The 19,555-nt window shown below is 69.7% G+C and carries 16 protein-coding genes; 6 read left to right on the top strand and 10 right to left on the bottom strand.

Annotated elements, in window-relative coordinates; translation table 11 throughout:
• Positions 1 to 349: 349 nt before the first annotated feature.
• The 6 genes from lnt to IU452_RS23210 form a co-directional block, all read right to left on the bottom strand.
• On the bottom strand, positions 350 to 2,086 hold the full coding sequence (gene lnt / locus IU452_RS23235) for an apolipoprotein N-acyltransferase (protein ID WP_195111214.1): 1,737 nt from the start codon (positions 2,084 to 2,086) through the stop codon (positions 350 to 352).
• 193 nt (positions 2,087 to 2,279) lie between these two features.
• Entirely contained in the window at positions 2,280 to 2,798 is a 519-nt protein-coding gene (locus IU452_RS23230) for a GNAT family N-acetyltransferase (RefSeq protein ID WP_195111213.1), read from the bottom strand.
• 55 nt (positions 2,799 to 2,853) lie between these two features.
• On the bottom strand, positions 2,854 to 4,452 hold the full coding sequence (locus IU452_RS23225; RefSeq protein ID WP_195111212.1) for an amidohydrolase: 1,599 nt from the start codon (positions 4,450 to 4,452) through the stop codon (positions 2,854 to 2,856).
• A gap of 109 nt (positions 4,453 to 4,561) precedes the next feature.
• On the bottom strand, positions 4,562 to 5,044 hold the full coding sequence (locus tag IU452_RS23220) for an FxsA family protein (RefSeq protein WP_195111211.1): 483 nt from the start codon (positions 5,042 to 5,044) through the stop codon (positions 4,562 to 4,564).
• 49 nt (positions 5,045 to 5,093) lie between these two features.
• Positions 5,094 to 5,753 carry a response regulator gene (locus tag IU452_RS23215; protein WP_195111210.1) on the bottom strand — a complete coding sequence of 220 codons (660 nt, stop codon included), beginning with the start codon at positions 5,751 to 5,753 and terminating at the stop codon, positions 5,094 to 5,096.
• Positions 5,754 to 5,799: 46 nt separating this feature from the next.
• Entirely contained in the window at positions 5,800 to 6,984 is a 1,185-nt protein-coding gene (locus IU452_RS23210; protein WP_195111209.1) for a sensor histidine kinase, read from the bottom strand.
• An 82-nt stretch (positions 6,985 to 7,066) separates the two neighbouring features.
• Between IU452_RS23210 and IU452_RS23205 the strand changes: the two genes are divergently transcribed.
• Positions 7,067 to 7,834: a TSUP family transporter gene (locus IU452_RS23205; protein ID WP_195111208.1), complete on the top strand. Its 768-nt coding sequence runs from the start codon at positions 7,067 to 7,069 to the stop codon at positions 7,832 to 7,834.
• Between the two features lie 45 nt (positions 7,835 to 7,879).
• On the opposite strand, the gene IU452_RS23200 is transcribed toward IU452_RS23205, so the two are convergent.
• Positions 7,880 to 8,557 carry a helix-turn-helix domain-containing protein gene (locus IU452_RS23200; RefSeq protein ID WP_324192772.1) on the bottom strand — a complete coding sequence of 226 codons (678 nt, stop codon included), beginning with the start codon at positions 8,555 to 8,557 and terminating at the stop codon, positions 7,880 to 7,882.
• 243 nt (positions 8,558 to 8,800) lie between these two features.
• On the opposite strand from IU452_RS23200, the gene IU452_RS23195 reads away from it, so the two are divergent.
• The 4 genes from IU452_RS23195 (at position 8,801) to IU452_RS23180 (ending at position 14,973) form a co-directional block, all read left to right on the top strand.
• The gene (locus tag IU452_RS23195) at positions 8,801 to 10,327 is read left to right on the top strand and encodes a TldD/PmbA family protein (protein WP_416382352.1); all 1,527 of its coding nucleotides are present in this window, start codon (positions 8,801 to 8,803) and stop codon (positions 10,325 to 10,327) included.
• 2 nt (positions 10,328 to 10,329) lie between these two features.
• Positions 10,330 to 11,712, top strand: a complete 1,383-nt coding sequence (locus tag IU452_RS23190) for a metallopeptidase TldD-related protein (RefSeq protein WP_195111319.1) — start codon at positions 10,330 to 10,332, stop codon at positions 11,710 to 11,712.
• Between the two features lie 151 nt (positions 11,713 to 11,863).
• Positions 11,864 to 12,277: a hypothetical protein gene (locus tag IU452_RS23185; RefSeq protein WP_195111207.1), complete on the top strand. Its 414-nt coding sequence runs from the start codon at positions 11,864 to 11,866 to the stop codon at positions 12,275 to 12,277.
• Positions 12,277 to 14,973, top strand: a complete 2,697-nt coding sequence (locus tag IU452_RS23180) for a hypothetical protein (RefSeq protein ID WP_195111206.1) — start codon at positions 12,277 to 12,279, stop codon at positions 14,971 to 14,973. The genes IU452_RS23185 and IU452_RS23180 overlap by 1 nt, the downstream gene beginning before the upstream one ends.
• A 49-nt stretch (positions 14,974 to 15,022) precedes the next feature.
• Here the strand turns inward: IU452_RS23180 and IU452_RS23175 are convergent, their stop codons facing one another.
• The 3 genes from IU452_RS23175 to IU452_RS23165 are packed head-to-tail and all read right to left on the bottom strand — an operon-like array spanning position 15,023 to position 18,411.
• Complete coding sequence (locus IU452_RS23175; protein ID WP_195111205.1) at positions 15,023 to 15,766, bottom strand: succinate dehydrogenase/fumarate reductase iron-sulfur subunit; 744 nt, start codon at positions 15,764 to 15,766, stop codon at positions 15,023 to 15,025.
• 15 nt (positions 15,767 to 15,781) lie between these two features.
• Entirely contained in the window at positions 15,782 to 17,719 is a 1,938-nt protein-coding gene (locus IU452_RS23170; RefSeq protein WP_195111204.1) for a fumarate reductase/succinate dehydrogenase flavoprotein subunit, read from the bottom strand.
• Between the two features lie 2 nt (positions 17,720 to 17,721).
• Complete coding sequence (locus tag IU452_RS23165; RefSeq protein ID WP_195111203.1) at positions 17,722 to 18,411, bottom strand: succinate dehydrogenase cytochrome b subunit; 690 nt, start codon at positions 18,409 to 18,411, stop codon at positions 17,722 to 17,724.
• A 178-nt stretch (positions 18,412 to 18,589) separates the two neighbouring features.
• Between IU452_RS23165 and IU452_RS23160 the strand changes: the two genes are divergently transcribed.
• The gene (locus tag IU452_RS23160; protein ID WP_195111202.1) at positions 18,590 to 19,552 is read left to right on the top strand and encodes a LysR family transcriptional regulator; all 963 of its coding nucleotides are present in this window, start codon (positions 18,590 to 18,592) and stop codon (positions 19,550 to 19,552) included.
• The last annotated feature ends 3 nt before the right edge of the window (positions 19,553 to 19,555 follow it).

Here is a 19,555-nt window from a genome sequence, read left to right as displayed (position 1 = left end):
AATCACTCCGTTCTGCCGCTGTTGACGCAACTCCCCGAGCACCGCCACGGCCGGTACGCACGCGCCGACCGTAGGACGTGATCCACGCCCTATGATTCGGAGCATCGACTCGGCCGGATCGGTAACGAGCCCGAGTTGTTTCATTTCGAACGACGTTGGCGGAGAGCGGTTTTAGGTAGCTACATCTGTGCAAACATCGCCTTCTTGGTCCAATGTGCAGCGAAGTATGCATCCACTAGGGAATTTACAAAACCGACCAAACAGTCAGCTACGTTGTAGCGAACAAGACATGGCTCCGCCGACCGACGCGGGCGTCCCGCACCGATTCGGGGGTGTCCGAAATGTTCGCTTACCGGGAAGATTTCGCATGCGGCTCGACCCGCACCCGGCCGCCGATGGCGCCCTCACTCGCCGGGTGGGTCGACGGCGATGTTCGCCGCCGGATAGCCGCAATCACAACAATGGCTGCGGCCACCATACACAACAGTCGTTCCGGCAGGGGTCCCCACCACGTCGCGAGTGTCGTCGTGTCGCGCAGCGGGAGTGTCGCTTCCAGGGCGGCGGGAACGAACTGTGCGGTCTGCTGCTGGACCGCGCCGTCGGCGGTGATGATCGCGCTGACGCCCGTGGTCGCCGACACCACCAGGGCGCGGCCGTGTTCGACGGCGCGGATGCGCGACATGGCCAGCTGCTGGAAGGTCATCTCGCTCTTGCCGAAGGTGGCGTTGTTCGTGGGCACGGTGAGCAGTTGCGCACCGGCGCGCAGCGCATCCTCGAAGGCACGGTCGAAGGCCACCTCGTAGCAGGTGGCCACGCCGATCGCCACCGGTGCGCCGCCGCGGGCGGGCCGCACATGGACCACGCCGTCGCCGTGTCCGGGGACGAAATAGCCTGCGCGGTCGGCATATTGCGAGAAATGCCGGAAGAATCCGCGAAAGGGCAGGTATTCGCCGAAGGGCTGGATGATCTTCTTGTCGTGCCGCTCCCCCACCTGCGTGCCGTCCCAGACCAGCACGGAGTTGGTGGTGGTGTCGTCGGCGTTGATCAGCACGGCGCCGACCAGGATCGGCGCGCGGATGTCGCGGGAGGCGGCGGTGATCTCGGCGGCGGCGTCGGTGTTGCGCAGCGGATCGATATCGGAGGAGTTCTCCGGCCAGATCACCACATCCGGCTGCGTCGCCTGCCCGGCGGCGACGGCGCGGGCCAGTTCCTCGGTGCGGCGCACATGATTGTCGAGCACGGCGCGGCGCTGGGCGTTGAAGTCCAGTCCCAGGCGCGGCACGCTGCCCTGGATCGCGGCGACCGTGATCGGCCGGTCACCGTCGTCCGGGGCGGGCAGCGCGGCCCGGAGGATCACTCCGGTACTCGGGATGATAACCACAAGTGTTGCGACAGTGATAATTCCGAGCCGCCCCCGGCCAAGAGCATGCCGGGGAATGAGAGGCATGGCACAACGCAGCCGGATCACCAAGGCGGCCAATAGGGTTGCGGTCAGCGCCACCGCGAAGCTCACCCCGGGCGCACCGGCGATCATCGCCAACGGCAGATACCAGCCGTCGGCCTGCCCGAATGCTACACGGCCCCACGGGAATCCGCCGAACGGAAAACTGGAGCGCCCCCACTCGGTGAGCGTCCACACCGCCGCGACCCACAGCGGCCATCCGGGCAGCGCACCCACCAACCGGGCCAGCATCCCGAACAACCCGACATACACCGCACACGCCGCCGACAACGCCAGCCACGGCACGGCTCCCACATAGATCCCCGTCCACGGCAGCAACGGCACGAAAAACGCCAGCCCCGCCAGCAACCCGTACCCGAACCCACCCCGCAGTCGTCCCGGCCCGCGGACCACGAGGGTCAACAGCGCCAGCCCCACCGGCGCGAGATACCAGCATGTCCGCGGTGGAAAGCTGGCGAACAACAGCAGACCCGCCGCTACTGCGCCCAGAGTCCGCACCACCACAGGGTGACCCAGCACTGCGACGAGACGCGACCTGCGCGGCCTCGTCGTGGCGTCACCCCGATCGGTACCCGAGTCCCCCGACGCGTCGAGACCCACCGATTGCTTCTGCCCGTCCGTCATGGCCGCCTCACCGCAGCCCCACCGGACGCGTCCGCGGCGAATCTCGTTCGACACCCGCGACGCGGTTCGGCCGCAGCGACCATCTCTGCACCCGCCCACGGCGTCGAACTCAACACGGGCACGATGCTACGGATCGCGTCCGTCTCGGCGACGACAGGGGGCTCACGGTTCACCGGATACCACCGCCGACGCATCAGTGCTCGCCGATGGGCTGCGACCGGCGCACGGTCAATCGATAGCGCACGTGAGTGGGGAACTCTGCCACCGGCCGGAATCCGAGACGGTCGAGGACCGCCACGCTCTTGTGGTTGCCGTGGGTGACACCGGCGTAGATCTCGGTCGCGCCGAGCGTGCGCGCATGGTCGATCACGGCGGCGCAGGCGGCCATGGCGTATCCGCGTCCGGTGTGCTGCTCGTCCAGCCAATACCCGATCCCGTAGCGCGGCGGGTCGACGGGATTGAGATCGACTCGACCGACGAGTTGCTCACCGTATCGGATCCCGTACCGGATATTGCCGTCCGGAGGATCGCTGAAGTACCCGACCACCCACTCGGGCGTCGCGGCCTTCTCCTGCTGGTAGTCCCCGAACCGGCTCAGATGCTCCCGATTACGGTCCAGCACGGCGTAGTACTCGCTCGCGTCGGCCACCGTCAACTCCCGCAACACCAGACCGGCCACGCAGGTCCCCAACCGCGGAGGCGAATCGCTCACCCCGCCAACTCCTTTCGCAGCGACCCGAATGCCTATGGTGCGTGGTCGCGCAGGCTCAGGCTTCGTAGATGGTTCTACCGTGGTGGACGGTGCGCAGGCAGGTGGGGAGTTTGGCGTCGGGGTCGAGGGGCGGAAGGCCCGGGACGCGGGAGCGGGGGTCGGTGGACCAGCGCTGGACCGAGTCGGAGGCGGCGGCGACGACCAGGTCGGTCGCGTCCCAGACGGCGTAGGAGGCGGGGGCGCCGGGAACGAGGGTGCCGGTGATGCCGTCGCGGACGCCGCCCGCGCGCCAGGCGCCGCGGGTGGCGGCGGCGAAGGCGGCGCGTGGGGAGATCCGGTGGCCGGGGGTGCGGTGGTGGGCGGCGGCGCGGACCGCCTCCCAGGGGCTGAGCGGGGTGACGGGGGCGTCCGAGCCGATGGCCAGGGCCACACCCGCGGAGGCCAAGGCGGAGAACGGGTTCAGGGCCGCGGCGCGGTCGGCGCCGAGCCGGGCCGCATACATGCCGTCGGGGCCGCCCCAGGCCGCGTCGAAGCCCGGTTGCACGCTGGCGATGACGCCGTATTCGGCGAGTTTCGCGATCTGGTCGGCGTCGACGAATTCGGCGTGCTCGATGCGGTGGCCGCGGGCGGCGAGCGCGGGGCCGCCCACGTCGGCGGCCACCTGCGAAAATCCTTGGACCACAGCCTCGATGGCCGCATCGCCGATGGCGTGGAATCCGGCCTGCACACCCGCCTCGGTGCAGGCGCGCACATGGGCGGAGATCGCGTCGGCATCGAGGTAGGCGACGCCGGTGCCGTCGCCGTCGGCGTAGGGCGCGCGCAGCCAGGCGGTGTGCGAGCCGAGCGAGCCGTCGACGAACAGGTCGCCCGCCAGCCCGGCGACGCCCAACTGCCCCACCAGTTCCCGCGCCTCGTCGGCGCCGCGCACGGCCTCGCCCCAGTAGGCGCGCACCTCGACACCGTGCGAGAAGTCCAGCAACTCCGTCAGATCGGCGCGCCCCGAGATCTGCGGACCCGCGCATTCGTGCACCGCCACGACACCGTTGGCGGCGGCGAGGTCGAGCGCGGCACGGCGGGCCCGGTCCCGCTGCGCCCGGTCGAGCCGGTCCAGCGCCGCCGCCCGCACCAGATGGTGGGCCTCGGCACGCACGGGTTCACCGGCCACATAGCCGCTCGCCGCCCGCACCTGCGGCACCGCATCCAGCAGAGCCGAGGACGCGACGGCCGAATGCGCGTCCACCCGAACCAGATACACCAGCCGCCCGGCCCCCGCCGCGGCATCGATCTCGGCCACCGTCGGCGGCCTCCCCTCCGGCCAGCGCGTCTCATCCCACCCCTCCCCGGTCAGCACGGCACCCGGATGCGCCGCCGCATACTCCCGCACCGCCGTGAGGCATTCGGCCAGCGACCCCACCCGCGACAGATCCAGCCCGGTCAACTGCAACCCCAGCGAGGTGACGTGCACATGCGGATCCACGAACGCCGGCGCCACGAACGCCCCGTCCAGCTCGACTATCTCGGCATCCGCATACAGCGCCCGCCCCGGCCGATCGGCCCCCAGCCACACCACCATCCCATCGGTCACGGCCATCGCCGTAGCGTCGGGAGAACTGGAACTGTAGATACGACCGCCGACCAGCAACTGGGTACTCACGACCCCCAAGTCTGCCGCACCGGGCCCTCTGCCCAACGGCCGCCCTTGCCCGCTGTTCGCGGGGTCACGACATGATCGGCGAGAAGTTCGAGCCCCTCACCGGACCGTGTCAGCGGTCGTCGAGCATGCGGCGGGCGGGGCCCTGGCCGTCGTCGTAGTACTGGTGCACCACGACGCCGTCGACCACGTCCCCGCTGGGGTCGACCACGACGCCGTGGTAGCCGGTGGCCATGGACAGACGGTCGATGCGGCGGGCGGCCAGGGTGGTGAGCAGGGGGCGCAGCAGTGCGCGGGTGGGGAGCAGTAGGAGCAGGCCGAGCAGGGAGGTGACCAGGCCGGGGACGAACATCAGGACCGCGCCCATGCCGACCAGGGCGCCGTCGGCCAGGGCGGTGCCCGGCGCGATCTCCCCGCGGCCGGCGCGGCGGAACTGGTCGAACACGCGGCGGCCCTGCGACCGGACCAGGATCAGGCCCAGGCCGGAACCGGCGATGAGCAGCAGGATCGTCGCCAAGGCACCGATCAGATGGCCGACCACCACCAGCGCGGTGATCTCGACGACCAGGTAGAGGGCGAACAGCAGGGCGGGCATGGCGGTCCTTTCGGCGACTCTCTACCCTTCCAACGTCGCGAACCCCCGCTCAGGTTCCCGGCCGCACCAGCCCCGTCTCGTAGGCCAGCACCACCGCCTGCACGCGGTCACGCAGCCCCAGCTTGGTCAGCACCCGGCCCACATGCGTTTTCACCGTCGCCTCCGACAGATACAGCTCCGCGGCGATCTCGGCATTGGATCGCCCGGCCGCGATCTGCTCGAGCACCTCGCGTTCGCGCGCGGTCAGTACCTCCAGCACCTCCGGATCCCGCATCCCGCCCGGATCGTCGGCGATCAACCGATCCAGCAGCCGCTTGGTCACCTTCGGCGACACCACCGCATCCCCCGCGGCGACGCTGCGAATGGCCGAGATCAGATCCTCCGGCGGGGTGTCCTTGAGCAGGAATCCGCTGGCACCGGCCCGCAGCGCACCGAGCGCGTGCTCGTCCAGATCGAAGGTGGTCATCACCAGAACTCGGCTGCCGCAGCCGGATTCGAGGATCTGCCCGGTCGCGGTGACGCCGTCGACCACCGGCATCCGCACATCCATCAGCACCACGTCGGGCCGCAGTTCGCGGGCCCGCTGCACCGCCGCGGCGCCGTTGTCGGCCTCGCCGAGGACCTCCATATCGGGGTGGGCACCGAGCACCATCTTCAGCCCGGCCCGCATCAATTCCTGATCGTCGACGACGAGAACGGTGATCGGCACGCCCCTCAATCTAATGGGCGGCCGCGGCCGCTCGCGTGCCCCGGGTTCACTCGGCGCCGTCGCGGGCCAGCGGAATCGTGGCCCGCACTCGCCAGCCGCCCTCGGGGCGACGTCCCGCCTCCAGCGTCCCGCCGAGCACGGCGACGCGCTCGCGCATACCGACCAGGCCCAGGCCGCTGCCGGTGATGCCGTTGCGGGTCGGGGTGGCGGTGGACGGCGCTCCGGCCCAGCCGGAGTCGATCACCTCCACCAGCACGTCGCTGTCGCGGCGGCGCACCCGCACCCACGCCTTCGGATCGGGCCCGGCATGGCGGAAGGTGTTGGTCAGCGACTCCTGCACGATGCGGTGCACACCCAGGCTGACCTCGGGAGCCACGTCGTCGAGTTCGCCGGTCAACTCCAGTTCGACGGCCAGCCCGGCGTTGCGCATCATCTCCACCACCTTCGCCAGGCCCGCGGTGCCGTGCTGGGGCAGCTGTTCGGGTGCGTGTTCGGTGCGCAGCAGCGCCACCGTGCGGCGCAGTTCGCGCAGTGCTTCGCGGCCGGTCGCGGCGATGGTGGCCAGGGCCTGCTCGGCGGTGTCCGGATCGCGGCGCAGCGCATATTTGGCGCCGTCGGCCTGCACGATGATCACGCTCACCGCATGGGCGACCACATCGTGCAGTTCGCGCGCGATGCGGGTGCGTTCGGTCGACACCGCCTCGTGCGCGCTGCGTTCGCGGTCGTAGTCGGCGACCGCGAGCCGGGCGGCGACCTCGCGGTCGTAGGCGTGGCGGGCGCCGAGGAATTCCGCCAGCGTCCAGCACAGGGCATAGAACAGGGTGAGGAAGGTGACGGTCGCGGCGAAGGACTGACCCAGCAGCGCGATCGACAGCACGCCGTCGGCGACCAGTCCGACCATGTAGACGAGCCCGTCGCGGCGGCCGACATAGGCGACCAGCGTGTAGAGCATGATGCCCAGCGCCAGCAGCCCCGGGTATTCGGTCTCCCTGCCGACGACGGAGCCGACCAGGGTCGCCGTCAGCGACAGCGCCATCAGCCCCGCCGCACTCGCGCGCGGATACACCCGCCGGAACACCAGCGGCAGCGGGATCAGCACGCCCATCAGCAGAGTGACGATCAGGTGGTCTTCGTTCTCCACCGACAGCACGTCGAGCATCACCAGTACGCCCGCCAGTATCGAGTCGGCGACCAGAGGTTTGCCGCGGAGCCAGAGACTGAATCGACGCACCTGCCCAGCCTATTCGCCCGGGCCCGTCCGCCCCGGCACCGACGATTTGCCGGATTCGTCGGATGTCTGGTTGTCTCGGCCGGTGGAGTTCGCAGACTGGGCGGTGCTGATACCGGCGGCCACCGCGGCCGGGTGGGTGGATGCGGTGGTCGGCGGCGGCGGACTGATCATTCTGCCGACCCTGTTTCTGGTCGCGCCGACGATCGCGCCGCAGACCGCCCTGGGCACCAACAAGATCGCCGCATTCTGCGGAACCAGCGCCGCGACGGTGACCTTCGCGCGCAAGGTGCCGATGCGGTGGCGGCTGCTGCTCCCGGCGGCGCTCATCGCCGCGGTCGCCGCCGGACTCGGTTCGGCCGCGGTCGGCCTGATCGACCGCCGCTACTTCATCCCGATCGTGATGGTGGTGCTGGTCGGTGTCGCGATCTTCGTGACCGCGCGGCCCTCGATCGGGATCACGATGGCCACCCATCCGCCGACCCGCCGCAAAACCATCCTGGTGGTGGCGCTGGCGGCGGGGCTGATCGGCACCTACGACGGGCTGCTCGGACCCGGCACCGGCACCTTCCTCATCATCAGCTTCGCCACCCTGCTGGGCACCGAATTCGTGCGTGCGGCGGCGATGGCGAAGGTGATCAACTGCGGGTCGAATCTGGGCTCGCTGATCTTCCTCGGCGCCACCGGCCACGTCATCTGGTCGCTCGGTCTGGCGATGGCCGCGGCCAATATCGTCGGCGCGATCGTCGGCTCGCGGATGGCGCTGGCCCGCGGCGCGGGATTCGTGCGCGTGGTGTTGCTGGTGGTCGTGGTCGGCATGGTGATCCGGCTGGGCTGGCAGCAGTTCGGCTGACCGGTACGCCCGGCGGCCTCGGAACCGGCCGGGCGATCGGCACCCTCAGCAGCGGACCTCGGCGGTCATGTGGCGGATCGGGCGGGTCGAGTGGGTCGCATGCCCAGCCAGCCACGGCGCCAACACCCGGGAGGTGGTCTCGCGAATCTTCAGGTGCAGCCGTTCGCCGTCCTCGATGGCGTGGCGGCCGGAGAACAGCACGGTCAGCGCTCCGGACACGGCTCCGACGACGGCACCGACCAGGGCGGCCGCGCCGACGTCGTCGAGTTCGTCGGGGAAGGCGGCCCGCAGTTGCCGGGCGATCTCCTGCTGGGCGACGAGCTGGGCGTGGGCGGCGCGGCCGCTCACCGCGGGCACCGTCCGCGACACCTGCGCGCGCAGGACCGCGATCCGGGCGGCCAGATCGTCGCCGATGTGGTCGCCGGGATTGTCACCGGCGGCACGCAGCGCGCGCAGCAGCACCTCGACAGGACGTTCGTCCGGGCGGCGGGTCGCGATGGCGTGCACGGCGGCCTGCACCCGGTCGTCGGGCTCGGGGAAGAGCAACTCCTCTTTGCTCTCGAAGTAGTTGAAGAACGTCCGCGTGCCCACCTCGGCCGCCGCGGCGATATCGGCGACGGTGGTCGCCTCGTAGCCACGGGTTTCGAACAGTTCGACGGCGGCCTCGAGCAGGGCTCGGCGGGTACGTTCCCGCTTGCGATCACGAAGAGCGGATGGCGGCACGCGGGCAGACAGTACGGCATAGATCGGCCGAGGTGCGGCAAGCTGCGTGTCGCGCGCGCGTTTCACCCTGTGCCACCCCGCATGTCGTGCATGTTTGCATTCGATGCAGGTTTGCACGGCGTGTCGTTTCCGGCCGGAATCATGCCGGAACGACGAGTGGCCAGGCATCTCCGATTTCCGGTGCAGAGGCATACCCCCGATTCGTGTTGTAGGAGGGGTTCACCGGCAATTAGCGTGTGCGGGGTGACTATCGCAACCCGGGTCGTGGACGAGCAGTTCCGCGCGCTACCGCTGGCCGCGCTGGCCGACGCCGCGCTCACCGCGGCGCGGGCCGCCGGCGCCCAACACGCCGATCTGCGCGTGCATCGGCTGGTGACCCAGTCGATCCGGCTGCGCGACGGGCGGGTCGAAGCCATCAGTGACGCCACCGATCTCGGCTTCGCCGTGCGCGTGATCGTCGATGGCACCTGGGGTTTCGCCTCGCACGCCGACCTGTCCCCCGCGACGGCCACCGAGGTCGCACGCCGCGCGGTGACGGTCGCGACCACGCTGCGCGCACTCAACCGGGAGCGGGTGGAGCTGGCCGACGAGCCGGTCTACCAGGGCGTGCAGTGGGTCTCGTCGTATGCGATCGATCCGTTCACCGTCCCGACGCCGGAGAAAGTGGCCCTGCTGCAGGAGTATTCGGAGCGCCTCGCCGCCGCGGACGGGGTCGACCACGTCACCGCGTCGGTGCTGCAGGTCAAGGAGCAGGTCTTCTACGCCGACACCGCCGGATCCTCGATCACCCAGCAGCGGGTGCGGCTGCATCCGCAACTCGAGGCCATCGCCGTCGATCCGGCGGCCGGAGCGTTCGAGACGATGCGCACCGTCGCCGCCCCGGCCGGGCGCGGCTGGGAGTACGTCACCGGCGCCGACGGAGTGTGGGACTGGTCCGGCGAACTCGCGCAGATCCCCGAATGGCTGGCCGAGAAGGTGAAGGCGCCCACGGTCGAGCCCGGCCCCACCGATCTGGTGATCGACCCGACCAACCTGTGGCTGACCATCCACGAATCCATCGGCCATGCCACCGAATACGACCGCGCGATCGGCTACGAATCCGCCTACGCCGGAACCTCCTTCGCGACCCCCGACAAGCTGGGCACGCTGCGCTACGGCACCGAGATCATGCATGTCACCGGCGACCGCACCCAGGAGTACGGGCTGGCGACCGTCGGCTACGACGACGAGGGCGTGGCGGGGCAGCGATGGGATCTGGTGCGCGACGGCATTCTGGTCGGCTACCAACTCGACCGGGTGTTCGCGCCGCGGCTGGGCCTGGACCGCTCCAACGGCTGCTCCTATGCCGATTCGGCCCACCACGTGCCGATCCAGCGGATGGCCAATGTGTCGCTGCAGCCGGATCCGCAGCGCGACACCACCACCGAGGAGCTGATCTCGCGGGTGGACAACGGCATCTACATCGTCGGCGACAAGTCGTGGTCGATCGATATGCAGCGCTACAACTTCCAGTTCACCGGGCAGCGGTTCTTCCGGATCCGCAACGGCCGCTTGGCCGGTCAGCTGCGCGATGTCGCCTACCAGGCCACCACCACCGACTTCTGGGGATCCATGGAGGCCGTCGGCGGCCCCTCGACCTGGGTGCTGGGCGGGGCGTTCAACTGCGGTAAGGCGCAACCGGGCCAAGTCGCCGCGGTCAGCCACGGCTGCCCGCCGGTGCTGGTGCGGGGAGTCAATATTCTCAATACTCGGACGGAGGCCGGGCAGTGACGGTGCTACACGGCGGCGAGGTCGTCGAGCGGGCGCTGGCGGCCTCGCGCGCGGATGAGGCGATCGTGATCGTCACCGACGCACACGAGGCGTCGCTGCGGTGGGCCGGTAATTCCATGACCACCAACGGATCGTCGGTGGCGCGGGACTGGGCGGTGGTGTCGGTGGTGCGCGACGGGCCGCGCTCGGCCCGGGTGGGCAGTGTCTCCTCCACCAGCGTCGATCCGGGTGAGATCGAGGCCGTGGTGCGGGCCAGTGAACAGGCCGCGCAGGCCGCGGCCCCGGCCCGCGACGCGATGCCGCTGCTGGAATCCGACAGCGCCCCGGCGGCTTCCGACTGGGCCGCCGCGCCCGCCGAAACCGATATCGGGGTGTTCGGCGGCCTGGCCCGCGATATGGCCGCCGGATTCGACGGCGCCGATCGGCTCTACGGCTTCGCCCACCACCAGTTGCACACCACCTGGCTGGGCACCTCCACCGGCATCCGCCGCCGCTTCACCCAGCCCACCGGCTCGATCGAGATCAACGGCAAGCGCGGCGCGCCCGAGGACGCGGCCAGCGCCTGGGTCGGCGCCGGGACCGTCGATTTCACCGATATCGACGTGCCGTCGCTGCTGGCCGAACTCGGGCGGCGCCTGGACTGGTGTAAACGCCGGGTGGACCTGCCCGCCGGACGCTACGAGACGCTGCTGCCGCCCTCGGCGGTCGCCGATCTGATGATCTACATGGTGTGGTCGATGGAGGGCCGCGGCGCCCAGGAGGGCCACACCGCCTTCTCCCGCGCCGGCGGCACCCGAATCGGCGAGCGGCTCACCGGCATCCCACTCACCCTGTACTCCGATCCGAAGGCTACCGGTTTGCAATACCGGCCGTTCGTCGCGACCGCGGCCTCCTCGGAGTCGCTGTCGGTGTTCGACAACGGTTTACCGGCCGAGCGTGTCGACTGGATCCGCGAGGGCGTCATCGAATCGCTGGTGTACCCGCGCGCCACCGCGGCCGAATTCGATGCGCCCGTGACGGTTCCGGGGGACAACCTGCTCATGACCGGCGGTTCGCAGGCCTCGCTCGCCGAGATGATCGCCCGCACCGACCGGGGCCTGCTGCTGACCTGCCTGTGGTACATCCGCGAGGTCGACCCGGCGACCCTGTTGCTGACCGGCCTGACCCGCGACGGCGTCTACCTGGTCGAGGACGGTGAGGTCACCGCCGCGGTGAACAACTTCCGCTTCAACGAGAGCCCCCTGGATCTGCTGCGACGCACCGCCGAGGCGGGTGCCACCGAAACCACCCTGCCGCGCGAATGGAAGGACTGGTTCACCCGAACCGCGATGCCCCCGTTGCGGATTCCGGACTTCCACATGTCCTCGGTCAGCCAGGCCACCTAGGAGCGACCTTATTCCGCGGGCATCGGCCCGGATTCCCGCCTACTGTGGCAGAATCGCCCCACCGGCACGACAGGTTCGCCCGAGGGAACCGTGCGCGCCGCGGCCACGTCGTATCTATGACGAACGGGCACACACTCGAGGTGGGGACAGCATGGCAGAGGACGGCCGCGCGGGCTTCGGTCCACTGATCGATCAGGCCAGGACCGGCGGGGTGACACTGAAGGTCGATCCGCAGGCCTTTCTGGCGCTGGATCGCGCGATGCAGCAGCGCAAGACCGAGATCGAGGCCATGCAGCAGCTGGTGCGCAAGGTCTCCGAGCACGAATCCTGGGGTCTGGGCGAACAGTCCGGCGTCCTGACCTCGGCCCACACCCTGGTGCAGCGCTTCCGCGGGAAGGGCATGGGCGGCCCCAACAGCGCCTTCGACACCCTGCAGGACCACTGGCGGGTCGCCGACGAGTTGCAGACCCTGTTCCGCACGATTCGCCGACGCCTCGAGCAGACCGACGCCGACTTCGCCGCCCGGCTGCGCGCGGTGCAGGCCTCCACCATCGAGAGCGTGTGATGACCGACTACGACCAACCCGCGATCACCAACCGGGAAAACGTCGATGCGCTGACCCACCAGCAGATCTATGACGCGTTCCAGACGGTCACCGATCACACCGCCGATGTGGTGGGCACCTGGGAGCAGGCCCGCACGCAGTGGCGAGAGTCGACCACCACGATGCTGCAGGCCGTGCGCACGGCCGTCGACGGGCAATGGACCGGCGTGGCCGCCGATGCCGCGGTCCAGGCGCTGACGGGGTACACCACCCACGCGAGCGCGCTGGCGGATCTGTTCGAGCAGACGGGCCGGGCGGTGACCGCGACGGCGCAGGCGGCGTTGACGACCAAGGCCTACATCCCGAAACCCGTGCCGCCCACCGCGGATCCGACGCAGGATCCGACCGGGTACGACAGCCAGATGCGTGCCGCCCAGAAGGCGCAGGACGAGGCCCGGCAGGTGATGCAGCAGCACTACCTGGTCCCTTTCACCGATCAGGACGCTCGAATCCCCACCTTCCCGCCCGCAATGTCGGCGGCGGATGGAAATGGTGGTGCGGCAACGGATTCGACGGGCTCGACGGACGAGTCCGGCACAGCGGTGGCCGGTGCCCGGCCGAACACCACGGTCCCGGTGTCCGCGACCGATTCGGTAGTCGACGGCCTGTGGAGGCCGCCGACGCAAGGCGTGCCCGGTGAGACCCTCCCGGCCGCGGCCTCCGGCGAGGCCCACCTCGGTTCGCCGGTCAGCGGACTGTGGAATCCCGCTACCGGAGCCCTTCCGGGTTTGCCCGGTTCCGAGCACGGCGGGAATTCGTCGCCGGGCACTCATGGCGGTGCGTTCGCGGCAGCCCCGACCGCCCACTACGGCACACCGGGCCCCCAGCAGGGAACGCCGGGAACGCAGCAAGGGGCCGCTTCCGGCGTGCAGCAATCGGGCAATACCTCCCCGGCCGCCGAAAAACCTAGTGGCGCCTCGTCGGTCGGCTCCGATTCCGCCCAGGCCCAGAGCGGCAACGGCACACCGCCACCCCCGCCTTCCGATGCGGCGAATCGAGCTCCGCACCACCAAGTTCCGATAACGCCGACCGGCGACGCTCCGGAAGTACCTTCGGCCACCAGCCCGGACAGCTCTCGTCTCCTCGGCGACCAACCGATCGCGACGGCGCCCGCCAACAATGCCGTCACCCCTGCGACGCATCATGTCCCGGTCCCACCCGGCTCCGGCGGCGAAACGGGCGCCCCCGGAAGCAGCGGCTCACCGTCACACGGCTCGGCCCCGTCCTCCCCGGCTCCCGCACCGGCCTCCAATCCCTCTGCGCCACCACCTAATTCCCCGGTTACCGGCCCGCAGGCGCCTACGTCACCGAGTCCCGGATCGGCCGTCGGCCCCACGACGCCTGCGCCGAGCACCCAAGCACCGGCATTCGTCCCCTCTCCCCCGGCGCCCACCGCCCAAACACCGGCACCGACTTTCGGTCCCACGGCACCCGCGCCGACCGCCCAGACCCCCGCGCCGAACGCCGCAATACCGGCACCGAGCGCTCAACCACCCGCATCGACCTTCGGCCCCACCACACCGACACCCGCACCGAGCACGCAACCACCGGCATTCGGCCCCTCGACCCCTGCGCCGAGCACCCCCGGACCGAGCGCACCGGCTCCAGCTCCCGCACCGGCACCGAGCCCGGCACCCGCACCACCGCCGCCACCGAGCGCCCCGGCCCCGACACCGATGCCGCTGGCGGCGACGCTGCCACCCGTCCCGGCGGTGCCCGTACCCGGCGTGCCGATCTCCCCTCCGTCGCTCACCCCTCTGCCACCGAATCCACCGGCACCGCTGCCGAATACGCCGACCCCACCTCCTCCCCCCGCTCCGACGGCACCCGCACCGACACCGGGTGCCCCGGCACCGACACCGGCCTCCCCACCGCCGACATCGAACACCCCGGTACCACCGAACGCACCCACTCCGGCCCCCACACCGAACACACCGGCACCAACTCCCCACACCCCGAAACCCGTGCCGTTGCCGGGCCCGGGAGCACACACCCCCATGCCCGATCCGGCGAAACCCGCTGTGCCGCCCCCGGACACGCCCCCGGTCGACATCATGCCCACAGCCGGCCCGGCCGCCGCGGGCATCATCGGCGCCGCAGCGGCCTTCGCCTCCGACGACCCCGGCTACCCGATGGATCACCGGGCACCCCGCCCCCACATCCGATTCCGAAGCGAGTGGGACAAGACAGGCAAGCAGGTCGACCTGCGCCACGAATCCCACACCGCCACGGGCGAAAACGAGACCGTCCAGCCCACGCTCGGCGAAACCGCCCCCACCGATGACACGAACGCTACAGAGGCGCCCCCGGGTCTGGCCGACATCCCAGGGCTGCTCGCCCCCGCCGACCACTCCGGCACAGCAGATCGCAAGCCCGCCGAACCAGCCGCGAGCGAAACACCGCCAGAGGTCGAGCCGACGCAGGACAACGGCACCGATGCGCGCGACGATCACAGTGAACGCCCCGCACCGGAGGAGTACGCCGGTCGAGTCTTGGACGCAACATATACGCAGCAGCCCACCCCGCCCGAACGCGAAGACCGTGAACCCACGGCCCCGCACGAACCGACACCGATCCTCACCCAGGAAGACGATCACCCAGGCCAGGACGCCGACGGCGATCGCCAGGACAGCGAGGCAGAACGCCCTCAGGACTAGCAATCCCGGTGTCGTTCACAAAATAGGCTGCCCTCGTGTAAGCCCGTGGTCAGCGGCCCTTCACGGTGGCGCGCAGGAAGTCCTTGTTCAGGCTTGCGATGACGTCCTGGGGGATCTCCTTCGGGCAGGCGGCCGTGCACTCGCCGGTGTTGGTGCAGCCGCCGAAGCCCAGTTCGTCGTGGGTCTCCAGCATGTCGACGACGCGGGAGTACCGTTCCGGCTGTCCCTGGGGCAGCAGGCCGAGATGGGTGACCTTGGCGGCGGTGAACAGCATTGCCGAGCCGTTGGGGCAGGCCGCCACGCATGCGCCGCAGCCGATGCACTCGGCCGCCCGAAAAGCGGCGTCGGAGTCGGGCTTGGGCACGGGCACCGCGTGGGCCTCGGGCGCGGTGCCGGTCGGCGCGGTGATGTAGCCGCCCGCCTGGATGATCCTGTCGAAGGCCGAGCGGTCGACGACCAGATCCTTGACGACGGGAAATGCCTTGGCCCGCCACGGTTCCACCGTGATGGTCTCGCCGTCGGAGAACTTCCGCATGTGGAGCTGACAGGTCGTCGTGGCCTTCTCCGGACCGTGCGGGGTTCCGTCGATGACGAGTGAGCACATGCCGCAGATACCCTCGCGGCAGTCGTGGTCGAAGGCGACGGGTTCCTCACCCGCACCGACGAGACGCTCGTTGAGGACATCCAGCATCTCCAGAAACGAGGCGTCGGGGGAGATTTCGACGGGATAGTCGACCAGCCCTCCCCTGGCCTGCGGACCCTGCTGCCGCCAGATGCGCAGTGTGAGTTTCACGATGACACCTCGTCTTCACTTGTAGGACCGGGTGGTCGGGTGGACGTACTCGAAGGTCAACGCCTCCTTGTGGAGGGTCGGCGGCTTGCCCGCGCCGTTGTATTCCCATGCGGCGACGTAGGAGAAGTTCTCGTCGTCGCGCCGGGCCTCGCCGTCCTCGGTCCGGGACTCGGCGCGGAAGTGACCGCCCGCGGATTCGGTGCGGTGCAGGGCGTCGACGACCATGAGCTCGGCCAGTTCGAGGAAGTCGGCCACCCGGCCCGCGCGCTCGAGCGATTGGTTGAGGTCGTCGCCGGACCCCGGCACGGTGACCCGCTCCCAGAACTCCGCGCGCAGGGCGGGAATGAGTTCGAGCGCCTTGCGCAGGCCCTCCTCGGTCCGCTCCATGCCGCAGTACTCCCACATGATGTGGCCGAGCTCGCGGTGGAAGGAGTCGACGGTGCGGTCGCCCCTGATCGACAGCAGCGTGTCGATCATCGCGGTGACCCGATTCTCGGCCTGCTCGATCACCGCGTCGGGAACCTCCCCGACCGGACCGCGGGCGAGGTAGTCGCCGATGGTGGCCGGGAGGACGAAGTACCCGTCGGCCAGGCCCTGCATGAGCGCCGACGCGCCGAGCCGGTTGGCACCGTGATCGGAGAAGTTGGCCTCGCCGATCACGAACAGGCCGGGGATGGTCGACTGCAGGTCGTAGTCGACCCACAGGCCACCCATCGTGTAATGCACGGCGGGATAGATGCGCATCGGCATCTGGTACGGGTCCTCGCCCGTGATCCGCTCGTACATCGAGAAGAGGTTGCCGTACTTGGCCCGCACCGTCTGCACGCCGAGCCGCTCGATCGCCTCGGCGAAGTCGAGGTAGACGCCGAGCCCGCCGGGCCCGACGCCGCGCCCCTCGTCGCAGACGTTCTTGGCCGCCCGGGAGGCGATATCGCGCGGAACCAGATTGCCGAAGGCCGGATAGATGCGCTCCAGGTAGTAGTCGCGCTCGTCCTCGGGGATGTCGCCCGGCGCGCGGTGGTCGCGGGCCTTCTTCGGCACCCACACCCGGCCGTCGTTGCGCAGCGATTCCGACATGAGGGTCAGTTTCGACTGATGATCACCCGAGACCGGGATGCAGGTCGGATGGATCTGAGTGAAGCACGGATTGGCGAAGTACGCGCCCTGCTTGTGGGCACGCCAGGCGGCCGTGGCGTTCGATCCCATGGCATTGGTCGACAGAAAGTAGACATTGCCGTACCCGCCGGAGGCCAGCACCACCGCGTCGGCGGTGTAGGACTCGATCCGCCCGGTGATCAGGTTGCGCACGACCACGCCTCGGGCCACCCCGTCGACCATGATCAGATCGAGCATCTCGTGGCGGGCATGCAATTCGACGTTGCCCGCATCGACCTGACGCATCAGGGCCTGATAGGCGCCCAGCAGGAGCTGCTGCCCCGTCTGACCACGGGCATAGAAGGTGCGCGAAACCTGCGTGCCGCCGAAGGAACGGTTGTCGAGCAGCCCGCCGTACTCCCGTGCGAACGGAACACCCTGCGCCACACAATGATCGATGATCTGTGTGGAGATCTCGGCGAGGCGATGCACATTCGACTCGCGGGAACGGTAGTCGCCGCCCTTGACCGTGTCGTAGAACAGGCGATGCACGCTGTCGCCGTCGTTGCGATAGTTCTTGGCGGCGTTGATACCGCCCTGCGCGGCGATCGAGTGGGCCCGGCGCGGAGAGTCCTGGAAGCAGAACTGGATGACGTGGTAGCCCTGTTCACCGAGCGTGGCGCCGGCCGAGCCACCGGCCAGGCCGGTGCCGACGACGATGATCTTCTTCTTCCGCTTGTTCGCGGGGTTGACCAGCTTGGCCTCGAATTTACGGGTCGTCCAACGATCCGCGATCGGTCCGGCCGGGGCCTTGGCGTCGGCGATCGGCTCGCCGCTGATGTAGAAACTATCGCTCATCTCTATTTCACCCATCCGAATGTGACGCCGACCGGGACGGCCAGAAAGCCGACCACCAGCAGCGTCGAGACGACGGCCGCGAGCAGGTCGTAGCCGGTGTTACCGCGCCTGCCGGCCCTGCCCAGGGTCTGGAAGGCGCTGCGGATGCCGTGCCTGAGGTGCACGCCCACCAGGACCACGGCGACGACGTAGAACAGCGTGATGTACCAGTGCGACGGCGCGAAGTCGGCGACGACCTTGGCGTACGGGGTCGAGTCGTGGCCCTTCGGGTTCACCGCGCCGAAGGTCAGGTCGAGCAGATGCCAGACGATGAACAGCGCGATGATGACGCCGCCGTAGCGCATGGTGTGGACGGCATAGCCATTGGCCTGCGACTTCTTCGCGGCCGCGTACTTGACGGGCCTGGCCTGTCGCGCCCTGCGGGCGAGCGAGACCGCCGACCACAGGTGCAGGATCACGCTCGCGGCGAGCACGATTTCCACCCCCGACAGAAACCACCGAGGGGGAAGCGCGGGCTCGCCGATCGTGCGCAGCCACGCGGCGTAGTGGTCGAAGTCCGACTCCCCCAGGAAGATCTTCAGGTTCCCGGCCATGTGCGCGACCAGGTACAGCACGAGAACGCCGCCGGTCACCGCCATGACGGCCTTCTTGCCGACCGTCGAGCGGTACAGCGCCGGTATTGCGATAGCCACGAGCGGAACGTACGGCCGAGTTGTTCGGCGGGTCCAAGTCCGTGACGGTCTGGTCTCGATGGCCGCGGTCTATGAACCGAGCTGTCGCTGTAATTACTACTGCGCGTAGTCAATTCGCGGCGTGAGTCTTTTCACGCGGAATCATGCAGCGCAACCCCATAGTCCTAGGCTATCGACTGTGCAGTTGCAGCAGTTGTCGTACTTCCTGGCCGTGGCGCAGACCAGGCACTTCACCCGGGCGGCCGAGACGCTGGGGGTCGCGCAGCCCTCGCTGTCCAAGCAGATCCGGACGTTGGAGACCGAGCTCGGCGCCGCGGTGTTCAGCCGCGCCAGGGGCAATATCGCGCTGACCCCGGCGGGCGAGGCGCTGCTTCCGCTCGCCACCCGGATCCTCGCCGATGTGGACACCGCGAGGCTCGCGGTACAGGAACTCGCCGGACTGCGGCGCGGCCGGGTCAGGCTGGGTGCCACCCCCTCGCTCTGCGCCGGACTGCTGGCCGAGACCCTGCGGCGCTTCCACGACACCTACCCGGGGATCGAACTGCTCGTGGAGGAGGGCGGCTCGCGCGATCTGGTGCGAGACCTGACCAGAGGAGCGCTCGACCTAGCCCTGGTGATCCCGCCCCTTGCCGACGACACACCCCTGGTCACCAGCCCGATCCTGCGGGAGAACCTGGTCGTCGCCTCGCGGGTGGAGGACACTTCGCTGCCGAACCGCCCCCACCTGCGCATCACGGACCTGCGAGACAGGCCGCTGGTGATGTTCAGGACCGGGTACGACCTGCGCGAGGCGACGATCGCGGCCTGCCGGCAGGCCGGGTTCGAGCCCCGTTTCGCCGTCGAGGGCGGGGAGATGGACGCGGTCCTGCGGTTCGTGGAGGTGGGGCTCGGCGTGGCGGTGGTGCCGAGCATGGTCCTGGCCGGGCGGCCCGGGCTGCGCGGCACCCCGCTCTCGCCGGACGACGGGCGCGGTTCGCACAGCCTGCACCGTACGGTCGCGCTCGCCCACCGCAAGGATGTCGCCCCCACCCACGCCGCCACCGCCTTCCGCGCGACGCTGGAAGCCTTCGTGGTCGACGCGGCTGTCGGCCACAGCCTTCCGCCCGGGGTCGAGTCGCTGCTCGCTCCAGCCCCCCGGTGACGG

Origin of the sequence: Nocardia transvalensis (genome assembly GCF_015477765.1) — a bacterium.
Lineage (GTDB): Bacteria > Actinomycetota > Actinomycetes > Mycobacteriales > Mycobacteriaceae > Nocardia > Nocardia transvalensis_A.
Note: the sequence above shows the minus strand (reverse complement) of the source record. Positions and strands in the feature narration are given on the sequence as shown.

Excerpts from the sequence above, each read along its gene's own strand:
- lnt (WP_195111214.1), bottom strand. The coding sequence starts at position 2,086 with ATGACGGACGGGCAGAAGCAATCGGTGGGTCTCGACGCGTCGGGGGAC.
- IU452_RS23220 (WP_195111211.1), bottom strand. The coding sequence starts at position 5,044 with ATGCCCGCCCTGCTGTTCGCCCTCTACCTGGTCGTCGAGATCACCGCG.
- IU452_RS23185 (WP_195111207.1), top strand. The coding sequence starts at position 11,864 with ATGGCAGAGGACGGCCGCGCGGGCTTCGGTCCACTGATCGATCAGGCC.
- IU452_RS23180 (WP_195111206.1), top strand. The coding sequence starts at position 12,277 with ATGACCGACTACGACCAACCCGCGATCACCAACCGGGAAAACGTCGAT.
- IU452_RS23170 (WP_195111204.1), bottom strand. The coding sequence starts at position 17,719 with ATGAGCGATAGTTTCTACATCAGCGGCGAGCCGATCGCCGACGCCAAG.